This window comes from Rhodococcus sp. 5A-K4, from assembly GCF_046097995.1.
GTDB classification, from domain to species: domain Bacteria; phylum Actinomycetota; class Actinomycetes; order Mycobacteriales; family Mycobacteriaceae; genus Rhodococcus_F; species Rhodococcus_F erythropolis.
Genome location: NZ_JBJURM010000041.1, coordinates 1 through 22,403, shown reverse-complemented (window position 1 = coordinate 22,403; position 22,403 = coordinate 1). Strand labels below are relative to the sequence as shown.

Genomic DNA, 22,403 nt, shown 5'->3' with positions numbered 1-22,403 from the left:
GAATCTCGTGTCGATAGCCAACAAACCTACGGTTCTCCGGGGAACCGGAGCCGCCGCGATCAAGTTGATTGATGCGCCGGTCAGCCATCTCGAGGAGATGGGCCGACAACTCTCCTTCTACAACCACACCATCGCGTCGATTCCGCGGACCCTTCGGCGCTACCGCGCTGAGACCGTCCGCCTCCTCGCCGAAGTGAGCATGGGCACCGGAGCCCTCGCCGTAATCGGCGGCACCCTCGTGGTCATCGCCATGCTCACCGCCGCCGTGGGATACGAGGTCGGCCAGCAGGGTTCAACCTCGCTCGGCCACATCGGCCTCGGCGCCCTGTCCGGTTTCATCTCTGCCTTCTTCAACACCCGCGAAGCGATCCCGGTGATAGCCGGCATCGCACTGACAGCGACAGTCGGCGCCGGTTTCACCGCACAGCTCGGGGCCATGCGCGTGAGCGAGGAGATCGACGCAATGGAAACCATGTCGATTCCGTCACTGCCGTACCTCGTCACCACAAGGGTGCTAGCCGGCGTGATCGCAGTGATCCCACTGTATTCGGTGGCCTTGTTCATCGGCTTCGCCGCCACCCAGCTGGTCACAGTCTATATAGTTGGGGAAGCCGAAGGCACGTTCTCGCACTACTTCAACGTCTTCCTCGTACCCAGCGATGTGATCTGGTCCGCGGTCAAGGTGCTGGCGATGGCCGTCGTGGTGATGTGCGTGCACTGCTACCACGGCTATAATGCCGTCGGAGGTCCAGCCGGTGTGGGGGTCGCGGTCGGTCGAGCAGTGCGGACCTCGCTGATTTCCATCATGATCATCGACCTACTTATCGGTATCGCCGTGTACGGCGGCACCGCCGGGGCTGTGCGGGTGTCGGGCTGACATGAGTGGACATCTGACAGAACACAGCCGCAAGGCCTACGTCACACTCGGCCTGGTCCTGATCGTGGTAGGAGCGCTCGCGACGGCGACCTCGATCGCCGTCTACCGGGGAAGCTTCACCTCGGCCATCCCCGTCAAGCTGTATGCGACCCGCGCCGGATTGTCGCTCGAACCCGGATCCGACGTAAAGATGCGCGAGGTCGTCGTCGGCCGCGTCATCGACGTGAAACTGGTCGACGGACACGCCGAGATATCGATGGACATCGACAAAAACCGTGCGTCCTCGATCGCAGCGAACGTCTCTGCGGCAGTAGATCCCACGACCCTGTTCGGCCGCAAGTTCGTAACCCTCATGCAACCCGAATCTCCCTCCCCCGAGTCGATCTCGGCGGGAACTGTGCTGTCGACCGGGCAGGTTGCGACGGAAATCAACGATCTGCTCGAATCATTGGTTACGGTGTTACGCACCGTTGAACCGGAGAAGGTCAACGGGACCTTGAATGCGTTGGCGACGTCGCTCCACGGCCGCGGCGACAAACTCGGCGACACCTTGGTCGACCTCGACACCTATCTGTCGAGTTTCAACGACAGCATCCCCACACTGCAACGTGACCTTGCGCAAGGCGCACAGACCACCGACATCCTCGCAGCCGCGACTCCTGACCTCATGGCAACTGTCGATCACGCCAGCACCACCGCGACGACGATCACCGAACGCCAAGACCAACTCAACGCGTTCATCCTCAGCTTTACCGGCTTCGGCAACAGCGGTCATTCCTTGCTCGACGCCGCCGGCGCACCGCTGAAAGAATCCCTGTCATCGTTGGCGCCGACCACGGACCTGCTCGCCGAGCGCGCGCCAGCCCTTCCCTGCTTCGTCGAAAGCCTGAAGCAGTCCAATACCTACCTCGAACGGACGCTCGGGGGAAGCGATATGCCGGGGTTGAACATCCTCGGCACCCTGTTGATGGGCGACCCGCCGTATACGAACCCGGCCAACCTACCAGTGGTGCAGGCGGACGGTCCCGTTGCCTGCTACGACTGGACACAGCCGCAGGGGCACACCAACTTTGATGACGGCAGTAACGCATATCGTCCCGCACGGACCCCGACGGATCTGATCGGGAACCCCTTCGCGCAGTTCTTCCTGGGAGGTCTGCGATGACCAAAAGCACACCGGTATTCAAGTTGCTGATCTTCGTGTTGGTGACCATGCTGACCGGGTTCGGTGTCGCCACACTGGTCGGCAATCTTCGGTTCGGCAGCACACACACTTACAGTGCAGTCTTCTCCAGCGCTTCCGGAATCGGGAGCGGTGCAGACGTCCGGGTGGCGGGAGTGCCAATGGGCAAGGTCACCGATGTCGCTCTCAACTCGGACAGCACGGCCGTGGTCACCTTCTCTCTGTCCACCGAGCGGCCGCTGACCTCTGCCACCGAAGCGAAGATCAAGTACAAGAACCTGATCGGGGACCGATATGTCGACCTGTCCCAGGGTGCATTCGATCCGCGTCCGCTCGACGGCCCCATCCCACTCGCGCAGACGACCTCCGCTCTGGATCTTGACCAGGTCGTCAACGGTTTCCGTCCCCTTCTCCAGGGCCTGGACCCGGACCAGACCAACCAATTGTCCACCTCTCTGGTCCAGGTCCTCAACGGTCAGGAATCGAGTATCAGCACGCTGATCACCCAAGTCGACACCCTCACTAACACCCTCGCTGACCGCGATCAGGCCATCGGTCAGGTGATCACCAACTTCAACACCGTTCTCGGCACCGTAAATAGCCGGCACGACCAGTTCGGGGCGCTCGTCGATCAGCTGCAGCACCTAGTCGCAGGTCTCAACGACGACCGGGGACTGATCAGCCGCTCCTTGGGACAGATCGACGACGCATCCAAGACATTGGCCGAGGTTCTTACCGAGAACCGTCCCGCCATCGCGCAGGACGTATCGGCCCTCGGCGACCTGGCCGGTCGACTCAATGCCAAGACCGACACCCTAAACATGATCTTGGCCAAGCTGCCCGAGAACTACCGCCTGACTGGTCGGGCCGGTGGATACGGAAGCTATATGAACCTGTTCGTGTGCGGGCTGGCGGTCAAGTACGCGCAGGGACCAGGCGGAGTCACGCCGATGTTCACCGCGCCCGCCGAAAGGTGTAAATAATGATGACTAAGTCATTCCTCGAACGGAACCCGATCCGTATCGGCGTCGTAGGCACCCTCATCCTCGTCGGTGCAATCGCCCTCGCCCTCAACTTCGACACGATGCCCGGTATCGCTGCGAAGACGTATCACGCCGAGTTCGGCGACGCGAGCGGTCTGGCGGTGGGTGACACCACCCAGATCGCCGGTGTCAAGGTCGGCGAGGTGCGGAAGATCTCGCTGGACGGAGACAAGGTCGACGTCGAATTCGATGCCGACAGCGGCGATATACGCCTCGGTGACGACACCCATGCCACTATCAAGGTCGAGACTGTGCTCGGACGCCGGTATCTCGAACTCGCGCCGGGAGGCGGCGGGGAGCTCGGTCGAGGCGGCACGATTCCGCTCGCCAACACCACGTCCGGATATGACCTGACACGATCGCTCGAAGAAGTGACCGACAAGGTTTCCAAGACGGACACCGTCGATCTGTCCGGCGCTCTCGATCAGCTCTCGCAGGTCGAACAGGCTCTCCCCCCCGACCTGCAGTCGTCACTGACTGGACTGTCCCGGTTGTCCGAGACGGTGGCCAGTCGCGATGCCGAACTGCGTCACCTGCTGACCAACACCGCAGGCGTCAGCAACGTCCTCTCCGACCGCAGTCAGCGTGTCGCCCAACTGCTCGGCCAGGGTCAGTCCCTGTTCTCCACGCTCAATCAGCGGGCCGACTCTATCCACAACATCCTCGTGCAGGCCCGGCAGATCGCCGACGAACTCACCGCGTTGAAGCGGGACAACGAAGGCACCCTCACACCCACCCTCTCGCAGGTGGACATCCTGGTGACCACCTTGAACAACAACTACGACAACATCAACGCCTCCCTAACCGGTCTCGAACGCTATTCCAAGCAAATCGGTGACGTCGTGGGCAGCGGGCCATTTTTCGGGGCGCTTCTGCAGAACATTCTGCCCGCGAATCTTGCAGGTCAGCTTCCCGGCAGTCTCGGAGGTCCTCGATGAAGGGGACACGCAAGCCCACTCGTATGCCGGCGAAAGTTCTGCTGCTCATCGTGGTCGTGGTCGCCGTCGTGGCCGGAACTGGGACCTGGGTCGCTACCAACGCCACCCACCAGGTCTCCGCTTACTTTCGGAGCACGACAGGACTATATGTCGGCGACCGCGTCATGATCCTCGGCGTCCCTGTCGGCCGGGTCAACGAGATCATTCCGGAAGGTGATCGCGTCCGGGTCGAGTTCGAATACGACGGCGACTACGACGTCCCGGTTGACGCACAGGCAGTGATCGTGGCACCGGTCCTGGTCACCGGCCGATACATCCAGCTCGCGCCGGCCTACACCGAGGGCGAGAAGATGCAGGACGGACAGATGATCCCCGTCGAACGCACCGCGATACCAATGGAGTTCGACGAGGTCAAGGAGCAAGTCGTCAAACTCGCGCAGGACGTCGGCCGCACGCCTGAGAACCCAGACGGATCACTAAACGACTTCGTGGCGAACACCGCAGACACCCTGCGCGGCAACGGCCAGACCCTGCACGATTCCCTCGTCCAGCTCGCCGACGCGACCACCACGCTCAGCAAGGGCGGGGAGGACCTGTTCGCCTCCGTCCGGAATCTGCAGTCGTTCACCAGCGCACTGGCCGCCAACGAGCAGCAAATCACGGCCTTCAGTAGGGAACTCGCCACCACGTCGTCGGTACTCAACGACAACCGCACCGAACTCGATGCCCTGCTCAACAGCATGCTCACAACCTTCAACGAGGTCACCCAGTTCCTCCAAAACAATCGCGGAGCACTGACCACCGACGTGGGTAAGCTCACCGACATCACCCGCCAGCTAGTCGACCGCGAGGACGCGCTCGCCTCGATACTGCACTCCGCTCCAACCTCGCTGACGAATTTCTACAACATCTACGACCCCGACTCGAACTCGCTGACAGCCGCGATAGCCGTTTCCGATACCCCCGACCCACGGTCATTGATCTGTGCCCTTCTCACCACAGTCGACGCTCCGGCCGACGAATGCATCAAGGCCACAGGAACACTCGCCAACGGCCTGGTCCAAGGCGCTGGCGCACCAGCTCCGAGTGGAGGAACCCGATGATTTCGATCAAACAGCTCGCCACCTGCTCGGCCTTGGCACTCGGGATCGCGGTGACAGCCACCGGATGTCGATTCGACGGCATCAATTCCATCCCGCTACCAGGAAACGCCGTCGGCGGCGAGACCTACGAAGTCACAGTCGAGCTCGCTGACATCCAGAATCTGGTTGGCAACTCGCCGGTCAAGGCGGACAACGTCATCGTCGGGAATATCGCTCGCATCGGTGGAGAGGATTGGATCGCTCACCTGACACTCGAGCTGCGCGACGACGCCGCGATCCCAGCGAACGTCACTGCGAAGCTGACACAGAACAGTGTGCTCGGCTCGCAGTATCTGGAACTGACGGTTCCAGCCGCAGAAGAGCCAACGGGAACCCTGCAGGACGGAGCCATCATCCCCCTGTCCCGTACCAGTCAGTACGCCTCCACTGAAGAAGTTCTGTCCGCCCTGTCCCTGGTTCTCAACGGCAGTGGGCTACAGCAGGTCCGCACGGTGACCTCCGAACTCGTTCGTGTCCTGGACGGTCGGGAGCAGAATCTGCATGAGCTCTTCGGGAACTTGGAGACCTTTATGGGCGGACTCGATCAGCAGCGAGCCGACATCGTGCGCGCTATCGACGGGCTCGACCGGCTCGGCGGCGAGTTGGCAGCGCAGAACGGAACACTCGACCGAGGCATCGAGACCATCACCCCGGCCATACAAGTGCTCAACGACCAGCAAAAGCAACTGACGACGATGCTGACCAGCGTCGGTGAGTTCGGCCAAGTCGCCACTGAGGTGCTCGACAGCAGCCGGGCGAATCTGCACGCCAATCTCACCGCGTTGCAGCCCACATTGAGTCAACTCGCCTCCGTCGGGGATTCGATCCCCGAGGCGCTCAAGATCGCCGCGACCATGCCGTTCCCGATCGAAACCACCGAGCGCGCGGCGCGTGGTGACTACGTGAACCTGTTCCTCACCCTCGATGTGAGCGCCGAGACAGTGGGCGGAAAGGTGCTCGGCAGCATTCCGTTTTCCGAGCTGGCCGGCCTCAACCCGGCCAGACAAGCCGCCAACCCGCTGCTGGCACCCACCGAGTCGCACCCGGCCGCACTTCCTGCCGTCGGGACACCCCAACAGCAGGGAGGTCAGCGTTGATGCGCACGAAACTTGTCCGCACCCAACTCGTCATTTTCACCGTTGTCGCAATCGTCGCCGTCGGTAACTCCGTCTACAGCTACATGGGGTTGAAGCGATTTTCAGGTATCGGAATGTACTCGGTGGATGTCGAACTCGAACGAGCTGGCGGACTCTACCCGAACGCGCTCGTCACCTACCGCGGCGTCGACGTCGGCGTCGTCGAATCCCTCGACGTGAACCCCGACCACGTGACCGTGCATATGCAGCTGGACTCAGACCACAAGATTCCCCAGGCGACCGATGCATACGTACGCAGCGTGTCAGCGATCGGTGAGCAGTACGTCGATCTGATGCCGACTACCTCCGAGGGACCATTCCTGGGCGACGGCGACGTCATCGATCGATCCCGCACCACCCTGCCCGTGCCAGCCGCGAAAGTGGTCGACGAGGTGAACACCCTCCTGGAAGGACTGCCCAAGGAGGACCTGAAGACCACCGTCGACGAGGCGTACATTGCTTTCGATGGTGCCGGCACCGCCCTGTCCCAGCTGATCGACTCCACCCGCCCACTCATCGCGCTCGCGCAAGCGAACCTGACACCGACCACCACCTTGATCGACGACGCCGAGCCTGTCCTCGCTGCAGCCAACGAGGCCGGCTCGGACATCACCAGCTTCGCCACCGATCTGGCCTCGTTCACCGAGCAGCTGACCATGAATGACACACAGATTCGCGGAGCATTGGACAGCGGCCCCGCATTCTTCGACGCATTCGGCGGAACTATGACCGATCTCCAACCGTCGCTGCCGCTGCTGTTGGCGAACCTGCAGAGCACAGGTGAAGTGTTGCGGGTCAACTTACCCGGTCTGCGCCAGATTTTGGTGGTCTATCCGGCGTTGTCGGCCGCGATCAACTACTCACATCTGGGCGTGCAGGGCGCAGACCGCACCTACGGCCAGGGACCTCTCGATATCAAGCTGGGCAACACCGCTAATCCCCTGCCCTGCACCGAAGGATACGGACAGACCCAGCGCCGGGACCCCGGCGATCTGTCCCCTGCCGAACCGGCCATCGACCCGTACTGCAAGTTGCCCCCGAACGAGCCCCGTGTGGTCCGTGGTGCTCGCAACCTCCCCTGCGCCACCGACCCTGCTGTGCGCACGGCCGAGGTCGGGGAATGCCCAGGCGGCCTGCCGTCGAACTGGCCGCAGATGCTGGCTCGGCCAGGGCAGCCCTACACCCCGGCGCCGGGGGAACCGCCCACGACGCCCGAACAGTCCGACAGCTCTCAGCCGACGCCCGTCACGGCAACCCCAGCCTCCTGGGACATCAGCAAAACGCCGGCGATCACCACTTCACCCTACGACCCGATCACCGGCACGTTCCGAGCCCCAGACGGCACCCTGTACTCCATCGACGCCACAACCCCCACCCGGTCCAAGGAGGAACTGACATGGCAAAGTCTGCTACTGCGTTAGCCACCGAGACGATCGACGACGAAAACGTCCTCGACCAACCCGAAACACACACTCACACCACCGATTCCGGCGACTCCGCAAGCCGACAGACCGGCCGTATTACCCTCGCTGCAATCGTGTTCGCCGGTGCTCTCGTGCTGGCGGGCACTGTTTTGGGGATAAACTCGTGGAACGACTGGCGGACTACGGAAACAGCCGCATCCCGCGACATCACCATCCTCGATACCGCCACACAGATGGCCACCAATCTGGTAACCCTCCGCCACCAGAGCCTCAAGGAGGATATCCAGAGGGTCTCCGACGGCACTACCGGAACATTCCACGACCAGTTCACCACCTCCTCAGGTGGTTTCGGTGATGTGCTGAACGAGGGACAGGTCGAGTCCACCGGGGAAGTGAAGTCCGTCGGAATCATCGACGCGACAGACGATCACGCCACCGTCCTCGCGGCAGTCACATCGACGGTCAAGAACACCGAGGCACCCGACGGTGAGCTGCGGGTCTACCGCATGAAAATGACACTCGACCAGGTCGACGGTCGCTGGCTGGTATCCAACGTGGAGTTCGTCGCATGATTACCTACATCTCTCGCATCACCTCGTTCCTCAACACGTGGAGCAGCCGCAAACGCACCCTGGTGGTCGCCGGCCTCGGCGTCCTGACGGTCGCGGTGACAATCGCCAGTGCGACGCTGACAATCCTCGCCTACGAAGGCCGCAGCCAGGAAGACACCCGGCAGCAAGCCCTCACGCAGGCCACGCAAATGGTCCCCGACATCCTGTCCTACGACTTCAACACCGTCGACGACCACTTCACCAGCGCACTCGCGCATCTCGGGGGCGACTTCCGCACTCAGTTCGAGAGCGTAAGCAAAGACATCATCATCCCGTCCGCGAAGAAGCGACAGGTAGTCACCTCGGCCACTGTCGTGGAATCTTCTGTAGTCTCGTCCGACACCGATGCCGCCACCGTGCTGATGTTCGTCAACCAGTCGACCACCAGCACTGACAGTCCCGCCCCCAAGCTGGACGGCAGCCGTATCCAGGTTTCGCTGCACCTCGACGACAACGGTTGGCAGATCACCGAAATGACCCCGATCTGAGCCCCGGCATCAACTACCCGAATTCCCCCGTTCACGAATCGATGTAAGGAAGTCACGCGATGGGTGTCGAAGTTTCAGTCAGCGACCTGACCAAGTCTTTCGGCTCGCAAAGGATTTGGCAGGATGTGTCGTTGACGCTCCCTGCCGGAGAGGTCAGTGCTCTTCTGGGACCGTCGGGCACCGGTAAGTCGGTATTTTTGAAGTCCCTGATCGGACTACTCCGCCCGGAACAGGGCTCCATCCTGATCGACGGCACGGACATCCTCCAGTGCTCGTCCAAGGAACTCTATGAGATTCGCAAGTTGTTCGGTGTGCTCTTCCAGGACGGCGCACTTTTCGGTTCCATGAACTTGTACGACAACATCGCTTTCCCATTGCGCGAACACACCAAGAAGTCCGAGTCGGACATCCGCAAGATCGTGATGGAGAAGCTCGATCTGACGGGTCTCGTCGGCGCCGAGGAAAAGCTCCCCGGCGAGATCTCCGGTGGTATGCGTAAACGTGCAGGTTTGGCGCGGGCGCTCGTTCTCGATCCCGAAATCATCCTCGTCGACGAGCCGGACTCCGGCCTCGACCCGGTTCGCACCACCTACATCAGCCAGACGCTCATCGACATCAACGCGCAGAGCGACGCCACGATTCTAATCGTGTCGCACAACATCAACCTCGCACGAACCGTGCCGGACAACATCGGCATGCTTTTCCGTCGCCAACTTGTCATGTTCGGCCCGCGTGAGGTACTCCTCACGTCGGACGAGCCCGTCGTCAAACAGTTCCTCAACGGCACCATGATCGGTCCGATCGGTATGTCGGAGGAGAAGGACGAGGCTCAGATGGCGCACGAGCAGGCGCTCGTCGACGCCGGTCACCACGCCGGTGGTGTCGACGATGTCGAGGGCATCGTTCCGCAGATGAAGGCAACGCCCGGTAACCCGGAGCGTCAGGCCGTCGGTCGCCGTCAGGAACGTGTCCGCCAGATCATGCACACCCTGCCTGAGAGTGCACAGATCGCCATCCAAGAAAGTTTCGAGGAACACCAGATCTACAGCGACTTCGATTCCGCTACAGAAGAACTCGGAGCCATCGACGTTCATGATTGGAGCATTCCCTAACCTATGCCTGTCTCCGTTGCGCATGTGCACACGGCCGGTGAAGCCGATAGCCGCGATTTCGGTCATGTCGGCGAGTTTCGAGGCGGCTACTGGTTTGCTGCACGTGCGCACCCCGGCTGCGATCCTCATGCAAAATCAAGTGATCTGCATCTACTGCCGGACAATGCGGTGCATCACGGCCGGAAACGTGGTGCGTGTGGGTGCGTCGAGAGAATTCCAATGGCGGTGTGGGCGAAACCGCGGAACTCGCGGGTGGTTCCGCTGAATTTCCTGGTGATGCGGGCATTGGATCTGTACTTGCTCGAACGGACAGAAACTGGGTGATGCTCGTCGTAGCGGCGAGTGCGACTTCGTGAGCGATGCGCTGCGCTCGGACTTTGACGAAAACTGAGGAATGCGCCTCACACCATCGAGATCACACGCCGGAAACTATCGCTGCGCTCCTGGCCGCTTGTGCGGCAGGCACCGCTGCGGTCGTTGCCGTCGACCCGCCAGCGAGTGCGTCGCCGATCTCTACCCGGCCGCGTTGTCCGACAGCTTCTACACCTCGCCCGCCGATCTGACCGACCACCGACCTGGTGACGTTCTCGCTGCGCAACCAGCACCTGACCTCCTCGCAGTCCTTCTCACCCCATCGAAACAGTGAGCGCCCTACTCCTCTTCAAGCTGCGTGCGATGATCACCTCCCCCCTGATGACGACAGGTTACCGAACCGACACCCGCTTCCTCGAAGCATCAAATTGGATTTACACCACCCGCCAAGCGCATAAAATGCGGGACAGCCTGCAGTACAATACGATTCGATTCAGATGCACATCACCGAAAGGCCCATAACCGTCGATGGACAAGGGATACTTCCGCACACAATGCCGCCACTGTGGCAACCTCGTCTACGAAGGACCCTGGATCCCACCCCAGCGGCGCCACCACATCCATCACGACCACCGAACAACCTGCACCAGCAGTGCTGAGCAACGTCACCCGCTACGACCACTGCTCAGCCTCGTCGGAGCCACCTCGGCCGAGCCCCACTGACCGCGCGCGCCCCGGCTTCACGTCACACCCTCGCGCAGCACGCGGCGAGGCAACTCAGCTAGCCGCTCACTGTCCGCCTGCTCCGGCTACGCCCAAGGGTGCAAGCTGACAGTTCCGTTTCACCGCAACCCTCGACGGGTAGCCAACTTCACGGCGGAGAGCTGCACACGCAACGAGTCGCCGACCAGGGCCTTCCCCAGGTGAGCACCAACCGGAAAACGGCCTGCGGCATCCCCACACGCGAGCAAGGGATACACCCGATTCGTCGGCTGCCACCACCAGCAGCCGGCGAATCGCCCACACCACACGACACTCGCTGCGCTCGACGACTTCCGTCTCACTAGTGTTTACGACCGCCGAGCCCGGAGTTCGTGACTTCTATCGGGATGGCGGGCCTATCGCCGCCCTCCGCCCATATTGCTTTACGTGACTGACTGTTTCGGCATTCCACGCCCGTCTGCGCCATGTCCGCGCTGACATACTCGCCTCCTGGAACCGATGCAGGAGACCAGACGAGACCGTCACCTTTCTTCAACGTCGACCTCGCAATGTAAAACTCAGGGGTAGTAACACCTGACCATCGTGCTCGCCGACGCGGGAGACGAATGGCGCACTGACGCGAGCGGGCTATCTGGTGACGTACTCGAATGTCCTGCCGGACGCCGGCGCAGAGAATACCGTGATCGTCGGTCCCGGCGATGCGGTGACCGGGCTCGGATGGTCCGCACCCGAAGGCCCGGACGAGGCCATAGCCCTCGGAAGATTCGAGGGCTCGCCGGTTGTGACGATCACCCAACCAAACGGTGATCTCATCTCCGGTTTCTGACCAGACCGGTGGTGTCCACGTCCGATTCCGATCGCAGCGACCCACAGGCGCTACGCACGGTACCTGCCGTCGGCAACGAAGTTCCCGTGGACTCGCTCGGCGCCGACACCACGGCCCGTGCAGATCACCGACAGCATCGCTGGCGGATCGGATACTCCCTCGCTGATCTGCCAAGGTCACTGTATTCCGCAATCGATTCGGGTCGTCATGCAGATTCCCTCGCCCCCGGACGATCTCACCTGGATCCTCGATGTTCAGCTCAACGGCCAACTCATCGAGTGTCGCCGACTCGACCGCACGATGGCGGCGACACCATCGCCGCCGTCGACGAGGCCGCCGGAACCTACCCCGGACGGATTGCTTGATCTGGCAACCGAGCTCGGTGAAATACGTGCCTGGCTACCTGTGCTTTCGACTACTGCGTAGCTACTTCACCTTGAGGTCGACCCTGAGCTTGATCTATCCGCCGATACACCCGCGCCGTGCCGGCGCACGGGCGCGTCACGCTGTTGCACGACTTCACCGTTCGAGACTTCGTCGGCCGTCAATCACCCCTAACAGGTGAAGTGAAACATGCCCACCGCGCTCCACACTGTCGGTATGGCTACGACATCGAATGCGGCATCCGAGTCAATCATCCGCCAGCAGAAGGCACTCCTCGAGAGTCTGCCGTTCTCCGATACGCAGGATTTCGACGACGCACACCGCGGCCTTGTCGGCCGCCGCCAACCGAACGCGGTCACCGCCGAGGACGGAACCGTCCTCTGGGACAACGACACCTATTCGTTCCTGCAAGGCGACGCACCCGACACCGTCAATCCGAGTCTGTGGCGGCAATCCCAACTCGTTGCCATCGCCGGATTGTTCGAAGTAGTCCCGGGCATCTATCAGGTCCGCGGAATGGACTTGTCGAATACCTCCTTCATCGAAGGTGACGAGGGGGTCATCGTCATCGACACCTTGCTCTGCGCCGAAACAGGTAAAGCTGCCCTCGAACTCTATCGAGAACATCGCGGCGACCGGCCGATCAAAGCGATCATCTACACCCACTCGCACGTCGACCATTTCGGGGGTGTCAAAGGTTTCGTCTCGCAAGAGGAAGTTGACTCCGGGGCGGTGAAAATCATTGCACCGGAAGGATTCGTCGAACACGCCGTCTCCGAGAACGTCTACGCGGGAACCGCGATGGGGCGACGCGCCGGCTACATGTACGGCGCTGCACTGGCCCGCGGCCCACAGGGACAGGTTGGCGGCGGATTGGGACAGACCGTGTCCATCGGAACCGTCACGCTCATCGCTCCCACCGACATCGTCACCACCACCGGACACGAGGACACCATCGACGGCGTGCGCCTCGTCTACCAAATGGCGCCGGATACCGAAGCGCCCTCGGAGATGTTGATCTACCTCCCCGATTTCAAGGCGCTGTGCGCCGCCGAAGACGCGACCCACACCTTCCACAATCTGCTGACCTTGAGAGGCGCCGTCGTGCGTGATCCCCACGGCTGGTCGCAGTACCTCACTGAAACCATCGACATGTTCGGTGACGACGTCGAAGTCGTCTTCGCCTCGCACCACTGGCCGACCTGGGGCAAGGAACGTGTCGTCGACTTCCTGTCTACCCAGCGCGATCTGTACGCCTATGTGCACGATCAGACGCTGCGCATGATCAACCAGGGCCTCACCGGACCTGAAATCGCCGAGCGGATCCAGTTGCCACCCTCGCTCGAGAATGCCTGGAGCGCAAAAGGTTACTACGGTTCGATCAGCCATAACGTCAAAGCGATCTATCAGCGCTACATCGGCTGGTTCGACGGTAATCCGGCCAGTCTGTGGGAACACACACCGGTCGAACAATCCATTCGATACGTCGAATTCATGGGTGGTGTCGACGCGGTCGTCACGAAAGCCCGCGACTCGTTCGACGCCGGCGATTACCGTTGGGTCGCACAGGTACTCAATCACGTTGTGTTCGCGGAACCTGACCACGCCGGAGCAAAAGCGCTGCTGGCCGACGCCTACGAGCAACTCGGCTACGGTGCCGAAAACGGTACCTGGCGCAACTGGTATCTCTCCGGTACCACAGAACTGCGTGACGGCCAGTTCGGCACCCCGACCGAAACCGCCGCGCCCGACGTCGTCGGCCAACTGACCCCGGCGATGCTCTTCGACGCCATCGCCATTCAAGTCAACGGCCCCGAGGCGTGGGACGAGCGACTATCCATCGACATCGTGCTCACCGACGTGGACGAACGCTACCGACTACGACTTGCCAACGGCGTGCTCACCTACACCGCTCACAATCAGAAGGGCTCCGCCGACGCCACACTGACCACGACCAAACGAGCCCTACCTGCCTTGGCACTCGGAGGACTCTCTGCCGATGGACTCGCGGACGCGGGCATCGAAATCAGCGGCGACGCCTCTGTTCTCGGCCGCCTGGCAGCGGTGCTCGAACCAGGTGACAAGAACTTCGCGATCGTCACCCCGGAACGGCCGAGCTAACCCGCACTCCTCACCCGGGATTCTGCGTAACGGCGAAGACTCCCGGGCGAGGGGTTCGTGAATGACCAATCGACACCGGTCACCTCGCTGAACTTGGTCTGACCCGGTCCTGTCGCCACCATCCGCAGACCTGCACCGATCAAGGAGTGAACATGAACGGAATCGCGGTCCTACTGGTCGGGCTCCTGCTCTGCTTCTACGGCATCCGCTCCCTGCACCTGGGTGTGTTGGCCATCGGTTTCGGGCTCGGCTGGATGATGGCGGACCTCTTCCACGCCTCACTGACTGCGCTGCTGCTGTTCGGACTCATCGGCGCTGTCAGCGCCTGGATCGTGACCACTCTCGTCTTCAAGTTCTCCGCCTACTTCATCGGCGGGCTCGCCGGCGCGATGGCCGGCGCCCGCACCGCCGACGTGCTTCAACCCGGAGACAACGACTGGGCTTTGAGTGCGATCGTCATACTCGCCGTCGCGGTCGCCGCAGCCTTCCTGGCAGACAAATACCGCGCCCGAGCACTACTGTGGCTCACCTCCATCGGAGGTGCAAGCATGATCCTCAACGGGCTGGGACGGACCACGGACGCGCTCGAATTCCTCCGAAGCCCACAGCCAGGCTGGCAACAGATCTTCGCCACGGCCGCGTGGATCGCGCTCAGCGTCGCCGGATGGATCGTCCAGCGACACCTCTTCGCAGAGAAGCTCGGAGTAAAGAACACTCTAGTTGGTAGCACCAGTCCCTAGGCCGAAAGGTCCTGAATCCCTCCAGGACCTTGTGCGGTCGACTCCCCTGCATGCACCCTTAGCGTCATTACCCACACATGCAGTGATCCCCCACACATGCAGTGGCCAAATACTTTTCGAAACTCAACCCAGCGAACCCCCCAAGTGCAAATCGATTCGTCATCGCTGGGTTCGGATATTTCCGAGCATCTCGGCACTGCTCGATAGGGCGCAGACATCACCTGTATCGGTCGACCGATCAGCTCACCTTCGACTCCCATGAGAACGCCAAGACCGGCTACGCAAATCACTCGCAGAAGCCCGTTTAGCGAAAGGCCTAAAAAACTCGAATCCAACAGGCAGCACTTCGGTGTCGAAACGGTGCTCCGCCCACGCGCGGTGCGCTTTCACCTGCGAGTGCACACCGAAGGCTTCGATGTCGGCCCGGGTCAGATTGCGACGACGGGCGATGCGTTCGGCGGCCTCGAATTGATCGGGCATGTCGATGTTCCAGGAGGCAGGACGACGAGGTCCGGCATGCACACCGACATTGGCGCCGAGGGGCACCCGGCTCATCGCTTCGACGCCACAGCCGATCCCGACGTCGAGCGCATCGGTGGCGATCAGACCGGCGATCAGATGGGTCGACTGTTGGGCGGAACCGCATTGGCAGTCGATGGTGGTACACCCGGTCTGCCAGGGAAGACCGGCATGCAGCCATGCGGTCCGCGTCACGTTGTTGGACTGTTCGCCAGCCTGCGTGACGCACCCCCCGATGACTTGTTCGACGAGCATCGGATCGAGTCCCGCACGATCGAGTAGCCCTCGTTGAGCGGCTCCCAGCAGTTCGGCGGCGTGCAGACCCGAGAGCCATCCTCCGCGCTTTCCGATGGGAGTGCGTACCGCTTCCACGATCACAGGATTTCCCATGTGTTGTCGTACCTCCTCGAGTAGCAAAAATTATTAGAACGTGTTTGTCCTTTTCAGGGCGACGAATAAAGCTATACCACAACATGTTTCAAATCACTGACGCCCCTTTTCTGAAACATGTTGTGCTTTGAGTCTTCGCCATGGCCGACACTTCCCGCTCTGCGCCGACGAATACCCACGCAAATTGCTAAGATTCGCAAGTACCACAACCGGTGGGAGCTTCTGCGCTCGATTCGCAGGGGCAGGACAGCGGCGCGCCACACCTACGCGCATGCCGCCGATCCGACTCGAGTGACAGGAGGCGTCGTGGTTGTGAACTCGCGCCAGCCGCTTTATCAGATGAAGGCCGATTTCTTCAAGACGCTGGGACACCCCGCACGTATTCGCGTCCTCGAGCTCTTGAGCGAGCGTGAGCATGCCGTCTCGGAGATGCTTCCCGAGGTAGGGATCGAGCCGGCCAATCTGTCGCAGCAACTGTCCATTCTGCGTCGAGCAGGTCTGGTGACTGCGCGGCGGGAAGGGTTGTCCGTCTCATACGCTCTGACGTCGCCGCGTGTCGCCGATTTGTTGACCACGGCGCGCGCCATCTTGACCGGGATGGTCGCCGGCCAGGCCGAAATGCTGGTCGAGGAGATTCCGGAGCCGCCCGCTCTGGCCGGTAAGGCACGGTAGGGCGCACATCATGCAGGACTAGTTCCTGCACTTATCCACCAGTTGCGAAATTGCTAAAGTACGTACATTGTAGAACTGGTAACCGGACGACCGGTTGATCGATTCGAAAGAGGTGGCGTGCGGTGACGACCAACGACGTCCATCCGAACAGTGCAGTCTTGAGCCGCGGCGATGTCGCGGTGGTGGGAGTTGCGGCGGCCCGATCGCATCGCGCCGCGGTCAGGACGCGGTCACCGTGGGAGGCGATGGAGGACTACGCCGCCATGATCTGCGACCGGACTGCACTGCACGCAGTTCGGTTGCCCTTGGCGACGGCGGACGTCAACACCGTGATCGCCCGTGTACTGAGCCTGCGACCGCGGATCTCCGCTGCCTTCGTCGGCGGACTGGACGCGAATGCTGCCACAGCCGTGCAGCACGGGGTCGCCGAGCGTGGCGGCCCGCTGGTCGTCACCGAGATCGACGTCGTGACAGCAACATTGACCGCGATGACGATTTCGGCGCTGCGGAACCTCGTCGTGGGGCCGCGGGTAGGGCAAGTGATGATCACCGGGGCCCATCGAGCTCCGATGCTCGGGCCGACGTTGTTGATGTCCGGTGTCGCCGGTATCAGCAGCTGGCGTGCGAGTGATGCGCACCAGTTTCCGCTGCGCCGACTGATGGAACACAACGATGTTCTCGTCGATCTCGATGGCTGCGTGGGCGATTCGGTGCCCGCGCGGCAAGTGGTGAGCATGCCTGGTGACACTTTCGATCACGGCGCGGTCGTTCTTCCCGGATTGCTCGGTGTCCTCTGCGGCCATGGCGTCACGGTTCTGACCGCCGAGATGATCGCTGCCTGCGCGCGCTCACTGGCGTTGATCACCCCTGTGGGGTGCACTCTCCCGTCCGCGGACGAGCGGATGCTGCTCTCCTCCATCGCCAGGCAGGTCACCAAATCTCTCGGCCACGCCCCTCCATACAGCACCCACCTGCACTGATCGTATTTCCCGTCTATCCCGCTCGGACAGGTGCGTACCGCGCACCGAACACATGTCAGGAGAACACAGTGACAACCCATATCGACTCCGACCCGATTCGTCTCGGCGCGCTTCGTGCCGACATCGCGGCCTGGGTGGCCGAGGTCGAGGACCTGACCTCACCGCGAGAGGTGGTCTGGTGTGACGGGTCCGGCGCCGAATGGGATCGCCTGACCGATCTGCTCGTCGACAAAGGCACGTTCGTGCGCCTGGACCGCAAGCCGAACTCGTTCCGGTGTGTCTCCGATCCCGAGGACGTCGCCCGGGTCGAGGACAGGACGTTCATCTGTTCCCAGTCACGCGAGGCTGCCGGTCCGACGAACAATTGGATGGACCCGCTCGACATGAAAACGGTCATGACCGAGCACTACCGCGGCGCGATGTCGGGGCGCACGATGTATGTCATCGCGTTCTGTATGGGGCCCCTCGATGCCCCGGAACCGAAATTCGGGATCCAGATCACGGACTCCGAATACGTCGCCGTGTCGATGCAGATCATGACCCGATCCGGGACACCGGCCTGGGAAGCGCTGGCCGCAGATGTCGAGTACGTCAAATGCCTGCACTCGGTCGGCGCACCCCTCTACGACGGGCAGGTCGACGTCCCGTGGCCGTGCGATCACACCAAGTACATTTCCCACTTCCCCGAAGAACGCATCATCTGGAGCTACGGTTCGGGCTACGGTGGCAACGCGCTGCTGGGGAAAAAGTGCTACTCCTTGCGGATCGCGTCGAAAATGGCCAAAGACGAGGGTTGGCTGGCAGAGCACATGCTCATCCTCAAGCTCACCTCCCCGGACGAGGTGGTGCACTACATCGCCGCGGCATTCCCGTCCTCGTGCGGTAAGACGAACATGGCGATGCTCGATCCCACGCTCGAGGGGTGGACCGCGGAAACGATCGGTGACGACATCGCCTGGATGCGGTTCGGTGACGACGGCCGACTCTACGCCGTCAATCCCGAAGCCGGTTTCTTCGGTGTCGCCCCCGGTACCAGCACCGCGACGAACCCACATGCCATGGCGACGATCGAGAAAGGGAACTCCATCTTCACCAACGTCGCCCTGACCGACGACGGCGACGTGTGGTGGGAAGGGATGACCAAACAGCCCCCGGCGCATCTCCTCGATTGGCAACAGCGCGAGTGGACTCCGAAATCGGGAACACCGGCCGCACACCCGAATTCACGTTATTGCACCCCGATCGCACAGTGCCCGACAGTGGCGCCGGAATGGAACGACCCGGCAGGGGTTCCGATCTCGGCGATCTTCTTCGGAGGCCGGCGCGCCACCACCATGCCGTTGATCACCGAATCCTTCGACTGGCAGCACGGCGTCTTCCTCGGTTCGACACTCTCCTCGGAGACCACGGCCGCCGCAGCCGGCGCCGTCGGGGTGGTACGCCGCGACCCGATGGCAATGTTGCCGTTCCTGGGCTACCACGTCGGGGACTATTTCCAGCACTGGCTCGATATCGGCGCGCGCACCGATTCCTCGAAGTTGCCGAAGATCTTCTACGTGAACTGGTTTCGCCGCGGCGACCACGACGAGTTCCTGTGGCCCGGCTTCGGAGAAAACTCGCGGATTCTCAAGTGGGCGCTCGAACGCGTCGACGGAACCGGTGACTCCGAGGCGACCCCGATCGGTCACGTTCCGACCCTCGATGCCTTGGATCTGACCGGACTCGACCTTCATCGCCCCACCATTGCCGCTGCGTTGAAGGTCGACCCGGCGGAGTGGGCGGCCGAACTTCCCCTCATCGATCAGTGGTACGCCACGATCGGCGGCAACAGACTCCCCGACGCGCTGCGTGAAGAGTTGCGTGCCTTGCGTCAACGACTGTCGACATTCGATTACGAACTCACCGACGAGGCCCCGTCCCGCGACACGCATTTCCGGCGTGTGCGCACCCGCGCCGACGACTGCTGACCCCCGAGCAGGGCTGCCAGCGCATCTCACGTCGAGTCTCTCGCGCTGGAGGCCCTCACCGAAGGTCCCGATCCGGTCAAGTTGCCCCTCAACCTCCCGGATCGGGATCTTCTGACGTGAGACCGAACGTGGTGATCTCCCACCCAGAGCGCCGTCAACTCGACGAGCGCAGCGGGGAGCCCAGGACAGCCGTCGACAACGCCCGCTCCCCACACCATGGGCACACGTTTCCGCCCGGCGTCACCGCGGACCGACGGCACAACCTGGCACATTCGCGGCACTGCAGCAACGGCGCGCTCAGCAGTCCGCGCAGTGGTGTTACACGCATCACCGCTCCCTTCATCTGGTTACTTGCTAATATTAGCAAGTAACCAGACAGGCTTCCACTTTCTTCTCGCAGTACCGAGGAACCTTATGACCGCTACGCCCGCACCGAATTCCACTCCGTCCCCGCAGAACTCGCTCGGCCGCGCTGCCCAGGCCGTACGGGACCTGTTGCCGCGATGGAGCGAATGGAGTTCGTCGCTGCGCGCACCCGGCGCGGATCTGCTGGCCGGCCTGATCGTGGCACTGGTCGCTCTTCCGCTGGCCTTGGGATTCGGCATCTCCACCGGGCTCGGGGCGGCGGCCGGGCTGACCACAGCTGTCGTCGCCGGCGCCGTCGCCGCTGTCTTCGGCGGCTCCCGGTTCCAGGTGTCCGGGCCGACCGGGGCCATGACCGTGGTCCTGGTTCCCATCGTTCACGAATACGGCGGATCCGGTGTCCTGGCGGTCGGGTTGATCGCCGGCATCGTGCTGGTGGTGTTGGCGTTCGCCGGAGTGGGGCGGGCCGTGCGTTTCATGCCGGCACCGGTCATCGAAGGGTTCACCGCTGGTATCGCCGTGGTCATCGCCCTCCAACAGATCCCGGCCGCTCTGGGTATCACCGACGCCGAAGGGGACAAGGTGTGGCGCAGCGCAGCGGACGCGGTCGCCAAATTCGTCGCGCACCCCTCGATTCTCACCCCGGCAACAGCGCTCGCGGTGGCCGTCGCCATCCTCGTCGGCGGACGCTACTTCCCCAAGGTTCCGTTCTCGCTCGTCGCCGTGGCTGTCGCGACGTTGGCCGCGCAACTGCTGCACCTCGACATCGCCCGCATCGGTGAAATCCCCTCCGGCATCGCCGCACCCACACTGAACTTTCTGCATCTAGGGGATCTGACCTCGCTGGTGGCCCCGGCCCTGGCAGTGGCCGCGCTGGCCGCCCTCGAATCACTTCTGTCGGCGACCGCGGCGGATTCGATGGGAGTCGGGACCCGCCACAATCCCGACCGGGAATTGTTCGGACAGGGGTTGGCGAACATCGCCGCACCCCTGTTCGGCGGCGTCCCGGCCACCGGCGCCATCGCTCGCACGGCCGTCAACGTTCGCTCCGGCGCGCGCAGTCGCCTCGCCGCACTCACCCATGCCGTCATCTTGGCCGCGATCGTCTACCTGGCATCGACCATGGTCGCCGAGATACCCCTGGCCGCTCTCGCCGGGGTACTGCTGGCCACCACCGTGCGCATGGTCGAAACAGCCTCGATCATCGCCATCGCGCGCGCCACCCGAGCCGACACCGCGGTCATGGGCGCAACGTTCCTGGTCACCGTCGCACTCGACCTCGTCACCGCGGTCGCGGTCGGTGTCGCATTCGCCGCGATCCTGGCACTGCGCGCAGTGGCGAAATCGGCCAAGATCGAACAAGTCCCACTCGATGACGACGGGCACCAGAGCGAAGAACACGAACTGCTCCGTGAACACATCGTCGCCTACCGCATCGACGGCGCCTTGTTCTTCGCCGCCGCTCACCGCTTCCTGCTCGAATTGGCGGACGTCTCCGACGTCAAGGTCGTCATCTTGCGCATGTCACGGGTGACCGCGATCGATGCCACCGGCGCCATCGTCCTCAAGGACGCCATCGACAAACTCGAACACCGCCATATCACCGTCTTGATTTCCGGTATGAAACCGGACCACCTCCGGCCACTGAAAGCCCTCGGTGTCTTCACCACCTCCGACAGCGAACGCCGACACATCTTCTCCGACACACCACGCGCCATCGAATACGCCCGCATGCTGGTGCTTCCGAGGAACCAGTACCTATCGATGAACATCGAGGAATGAAACACCATGTCCCAGAACGGAACCATCGCACATCCCACCTTCGCCCAGCACCTCAAGTACCTCGCCGGACGCACCCTGCCGGACGAGTTCATTCCGTGGGTGATCGAGGACATCACCGGCCCCGGCGCCGCCCGCCGCTACGCGACACGGTGCATCGTCCCCTTGCTGCCGATCCTGCTGGGGCTGTTGCTGATCCCCGGCCCCTGGATCATCCGGATCAGCATGGTGCTCCTGCTCTTCCTGCCCTTCGTCTATTTCCTTCTCGCCTTGAAAAAGATCTACCTGCGGCACCGTCTGGTCAGCCACGGATTGAGCCCCGCGCTCCTCGACGTGCACGAGAAAAAGAAAATGGACGAGGAAAAGCAGGCCTACGAATCCCGCTACCGCCCATGACAGCGCGGCCGTTGACGGCGAATGATCCGATGAATCCGCCCCTTCCCTCCCTGACCGCGGCGATGGCATCCGCTGCCGCTGTGGTGCTGGCGATGACCGCAGTGTTCTACATCCTCACTGCCTGAACAGACGCACGACAACATCCGATAACAGGCCATTTCACCGACGCGGTCTCGGCAATCGACCCCCGAGACCGTCGCAAAAGACTGGAGAACGCGTTGAACACGACCACTGTGATTGTTGCGGGAGCTCGTACCCCGATGGGTCGACTCCTCGG

Annotated in this window: 22 protein-coding genes and 1 pseudogene; 20 read left to right on the top strand and 3 right to left on the bottom strand. The window is 62.4% G+C overall.

Annotation, left to right across the window (positions count from 1 at the left end; translation table 11 throughout):
• Positions 1–97: 97 nt before the first annotated feature.
• From ACKAMS_RS31300 to ACKAMS_RS31255, 10 genes are read left to right on the top strand one after another with little or no spacing between them, the layout of a single operon-like run.
• Positions 98–877 carry an ABC transporter permease gene (locus tag ACKAMS_RS31300; protein WP_081559622.1) on the top strand — a complete coding sequence of 260 codons (780 nt, stop codon included), beginning with the start codon at positions 98–100 and terminating at the stop codon, positions 875–877.
• A 1-nt stretch (position 878) separates the two neighbouring features.
• Positions 879–2,042: an MCE family protein gene (locus tag ACKAMS_RS31295; RefSeq protein WP_058228372.1), complete on the top strand. Its 1,164-nt coding sequence runs from the start codon at positions 879–881 to the stop codon at positions 2,040–2,042.
• Entirely contained in the window at positions 2,039–3,043 is a 1,005-nt protein-coding gene (locus ACKAMS_RS31290; protein ID WP_042920102.1) for an MCE family protein, read from the top strand. The genes ACKAMS_RS31295 and ACKAMS_RS31290 overlap by 4 nt, the downstream gene beginning before the upstream one ends.
• The gene (locus tag ACKAMS_RS31285) at positions 3,043–4,041 is read left to right on the top strand and encodes an MCE family protein (protein ID WP_042920103.1); all 999 of its coding nucleotides are present in this window, start codon (positions 3,043–3,045) and stop codon (positions 4,039–4,041) included. The genes ACKAMS_RS31290 and ACKAMS_RS31285 overlap by 1 nt, the downstream gene beginning before the upstream one ends.
• Positions 4,038–5,144 (top strand): MCE family protein, encoded by a 1,107-nt coding sequence (locus tag ACKAMS_RS31280; protein ID WP_042920106.1) that lies wholly within the window; start codon positions 4,038–4,040, stop codon positions 5,142–5,144. The genes ACKAMS_RS31285 and ACKAMS_RS31280 overlap by 4 nt, the downstream gene beginning before the upstream one ends.
• Positions 5,141–6,280, top strand: coding sequence for an MCE family protein (locus tag ACKAMS_RS31275; RefSeq protein WP_042920109.1), 1,140 nt, complete (start codon positions 5,141–5,143; stop codon positions 6,278–6,280). The genes ACKAMS_RS31280 and ACKAMS_RS31275 overlap by 4 nt, the downstream gene beginning before the upstream one ends.
• The gene (locus ACKAMS_RS31270; protein WP_042920112.1) at positions 6,280–7,740 is read left to right on the top strand and encodes an MCE family protein; all 1,461 of its coding nucleotides are present in this window, start codon (positions 6,280–6,282) and stop codon (positions 7,738–7,740) included. The genes ACKAMS_RS31275 and ACKAMS_RS31270 overlap by 1 nt, the downstream gene beginning before the upstream one ends.
• Positions 7,716–8,315, top strand: coding sequence for a hypothetical protein (locus tag ACKAMS_RS31265; protein WP_042920115.1), 600 nt, complete (start codon positions 7,716–7,718; stop codon positions 8,313–8,315). Before ACKAMS_RS31270 ends, ACKAMS_RS31265 begins: the two co-directional genes overlap by 25 nt.
• Positions 8,312–8,842: a hypothetical protein gene (locus tag ACKAMS_RS31260; RefSeq protein WP_042920118.1), complete on the top strand. Its 531-nt coding sequence runs from the start codon at positions 8,312–8,314 to the stop codon at positions 8,840–8,842. Before ACKAMS_RS31265 ends, ACKAMS_RS31260 begins: the two co-directional genes overlap by 4 nt.
• 59 nt (positions 8,843–8,901) lie before the next feature.
• Entirely contained in the window at positions 8,902–9,954 is a 1,053-nt protein-coding gene (locus ACKAMS_RS31255) for an ABC transporter ATP-binding protein (protein WP_042920120.1), read from the top strand.
• Between the two features lie 415 nt (positions 9,955–10,369).
• Here the strand turns inward: ACKAMS_RS31255 and ACKAMS_RS31250 are convergent, their stop codons facing one another.
• Positions 10,370–10,552, bottom strand: a complete 183-nt coding sequence (locus tag ACKAMS_RS31250; RefSeq protein WP_128637843.1) for a hypothetical protein — start codon at positions 10,550–10,552, stop codon at positions 10,370–10,372.
• Positions 10,553–11,623: 1,071 nt separating this feature from the next.
• On the opposite strand from ACKAMS_RS31250, the gene ACKAMS_RS31245 reads away from it, so the two are divergent.
• The 4 genes from ACKAMS_RS31245 to ACKAMS_RS31230 all read left to right on the top strand — a co-directional run bounded on the left by ACKAMS_RS31245 (position 11,624) and on the right by ACKAMS_RS31230 (position 15,060).
• Entirely contained in the window at positions 11,624–11,815 is a 192-nt protein-coding gene (locus ACKAMS_RS31245; RefSeq protein ID WP_042920127.1) for a hypothetical protein, read from the top strand.
• Positions 11,816–11,932: 117 nt separating this feature from the next.
• Positions 11,933–12,241 (top strand): hypothetical protein, encoded by a 309-nt coding sequence (locus ACKAMS_RS31240; protein ID WP_058228373.1) that lies wholly within the window; start codon positions 11,933–11,935, stop codon positions 12,239–12,241.
• Between the two features lie 174 nt (positions 12,242–12,415).
• Entirely contained in the window at positions 12,416–14,320 is a 1,905-nt protein-coding gene (locus tag ACKAMS_RS31235; RefSeq protein WP_042920323.1) for an alkyl/aryl-sulfatase, read from the top strand.
• Between the two features lie 152 nt (positions 14,321–14,472).
• Positions 14,473–15,060 carry a DUF4203 domain-containing protein gene (locus tag ACKAMS_RS31230; protein ID WP_058228374.1) on the top strand — a complete coding sequence of 196 codons (588 nt, stop codon included), beginning with the start codon at positions 14,473–14,475 and terminating at the stop codon, positions 15,058–15,060.
• A gap of 333 nt (positions 15,061–15,393) precedes the next feature.
• On the opposite strand, the pseudogene ACKAMS_RS31225 reads toward ACKAMS_RS31230, so the two are convergent.
• Positions 15,394–15,969, bottom strand: a pseudogene (locus ACKAMS_RS31225) (steroid 3-ketoacyl-CoA thiolase); the annotation flags it as partial.
• A gap of 306 nt (positions 15,970–16,275) precedes the next feature.
• Between ACKAMS_RS31225 and ACKAMS_RS31220 the strand changes: the two are divergent.
• From ACKAMS_RS31220 to ACKAMS_RS31210, 3 genes are all read left to right on the top strand, one after another.
• On the top strand, positions 16,276–16,641 hold the full coding sequence (locus ACKAMS_RS31220; protein ID WP_019747233.1) for a helix-turn-helix transcriptional regulator: 366 nt from the start codon (positions 16,276–16,278) through the stop codon (positions 16,639–16,641).
• A gap of 122 nt (positions 16,642–16,763) precedes the next feature.
• Positions 16,764–17,621 (top strand): hypothetical protein, encoded by an 858-nt coding sequence (locus ACKAMS_RS31215; RefSeq protein ID WP_042920135.1) that lies wholly within the window; start codon positions 16,764–16,766, stop codon positions 17,619–17,621.
• Positions 17,622–17,689: 68 nt separating this feature from the next.
• Complete coding sequence (locus ACKAMS_RS31210; protein WP_042920139.1) at positions 17,690–19,588, top strand: phosphoenolpyruvate carboxykinase (GTP); 1,899 nt, start codon at positions 17,690–17,692, stop codon at positions 19,586–19,588.
• Positions 19,589–19,742: 154 nt separating this feature from the next.
• Here ACKAMS_RS31210 and ACKAMS_RS31205 read toward each other — a convergent pair whose 3' ends face one another.
• Positions 19,743–19,916 carry a hypothetical protein gene (locus ACKAMS_RS31205; RefSeq protein WP_154606736.1) on the bottom strand — a complete coding sequence of 58 codons (174 nt, stop codon included), beginning with the start codon at positions 19,914–19,916 and terminating at the stop codon, positions 19,743–19,745.
• Between the two features lie 86 nt (positions 19,917–20,002).
• On the opposite strand from ACKAMS_RS31205, the gene ACKAMS_RS31200 reads away from it, so the two are divergent.
• From ACKAMS_RS31200 to ACKAMS_RS31190, 3 genes are read left to right on the top strand one after another with little or no spacing between them, the layout of a single operon-like run.
• A complete protein-coding gene (locus ACKAMS_RS31200; protein ID WP_042920142.1) occupies positions 20,003–21,733 on the top strand; it encodes a SulP family inorganic anion transporter in 1,731 nt (576 codons plus the stop codon).
• Between the two features lie 6 nt (positions 21,734–21,739).
• A complete protein-coding gene (locus ACKAMS_RS31195) occupies positions 21,740–22,126 on the top strand; it encodes a DUF5313 family protein (protein ID WP_042920144.1) in 387 nt (128 codons plus the stop codon).
• Positions 22,123–22,251 carry a hypothetical protein gene (locus ACKAMS_RS31190; RefSeq protein WP_257784574.1) on the top strand — a complete coding sequence of 43 codons (129 nt, stop codon included), beginning with the start codon at positions 22,123–22,125 and terminating at the stop codon, positions 22,249–22,251. The genes ACKAMS_RS31195 and ACKAMS_RS31190 overlap by 4 nt, the downstream gene beginning before the upstream one ends.
• Positions 22,252–22,403: the final 152 nt, after the last annotated feature.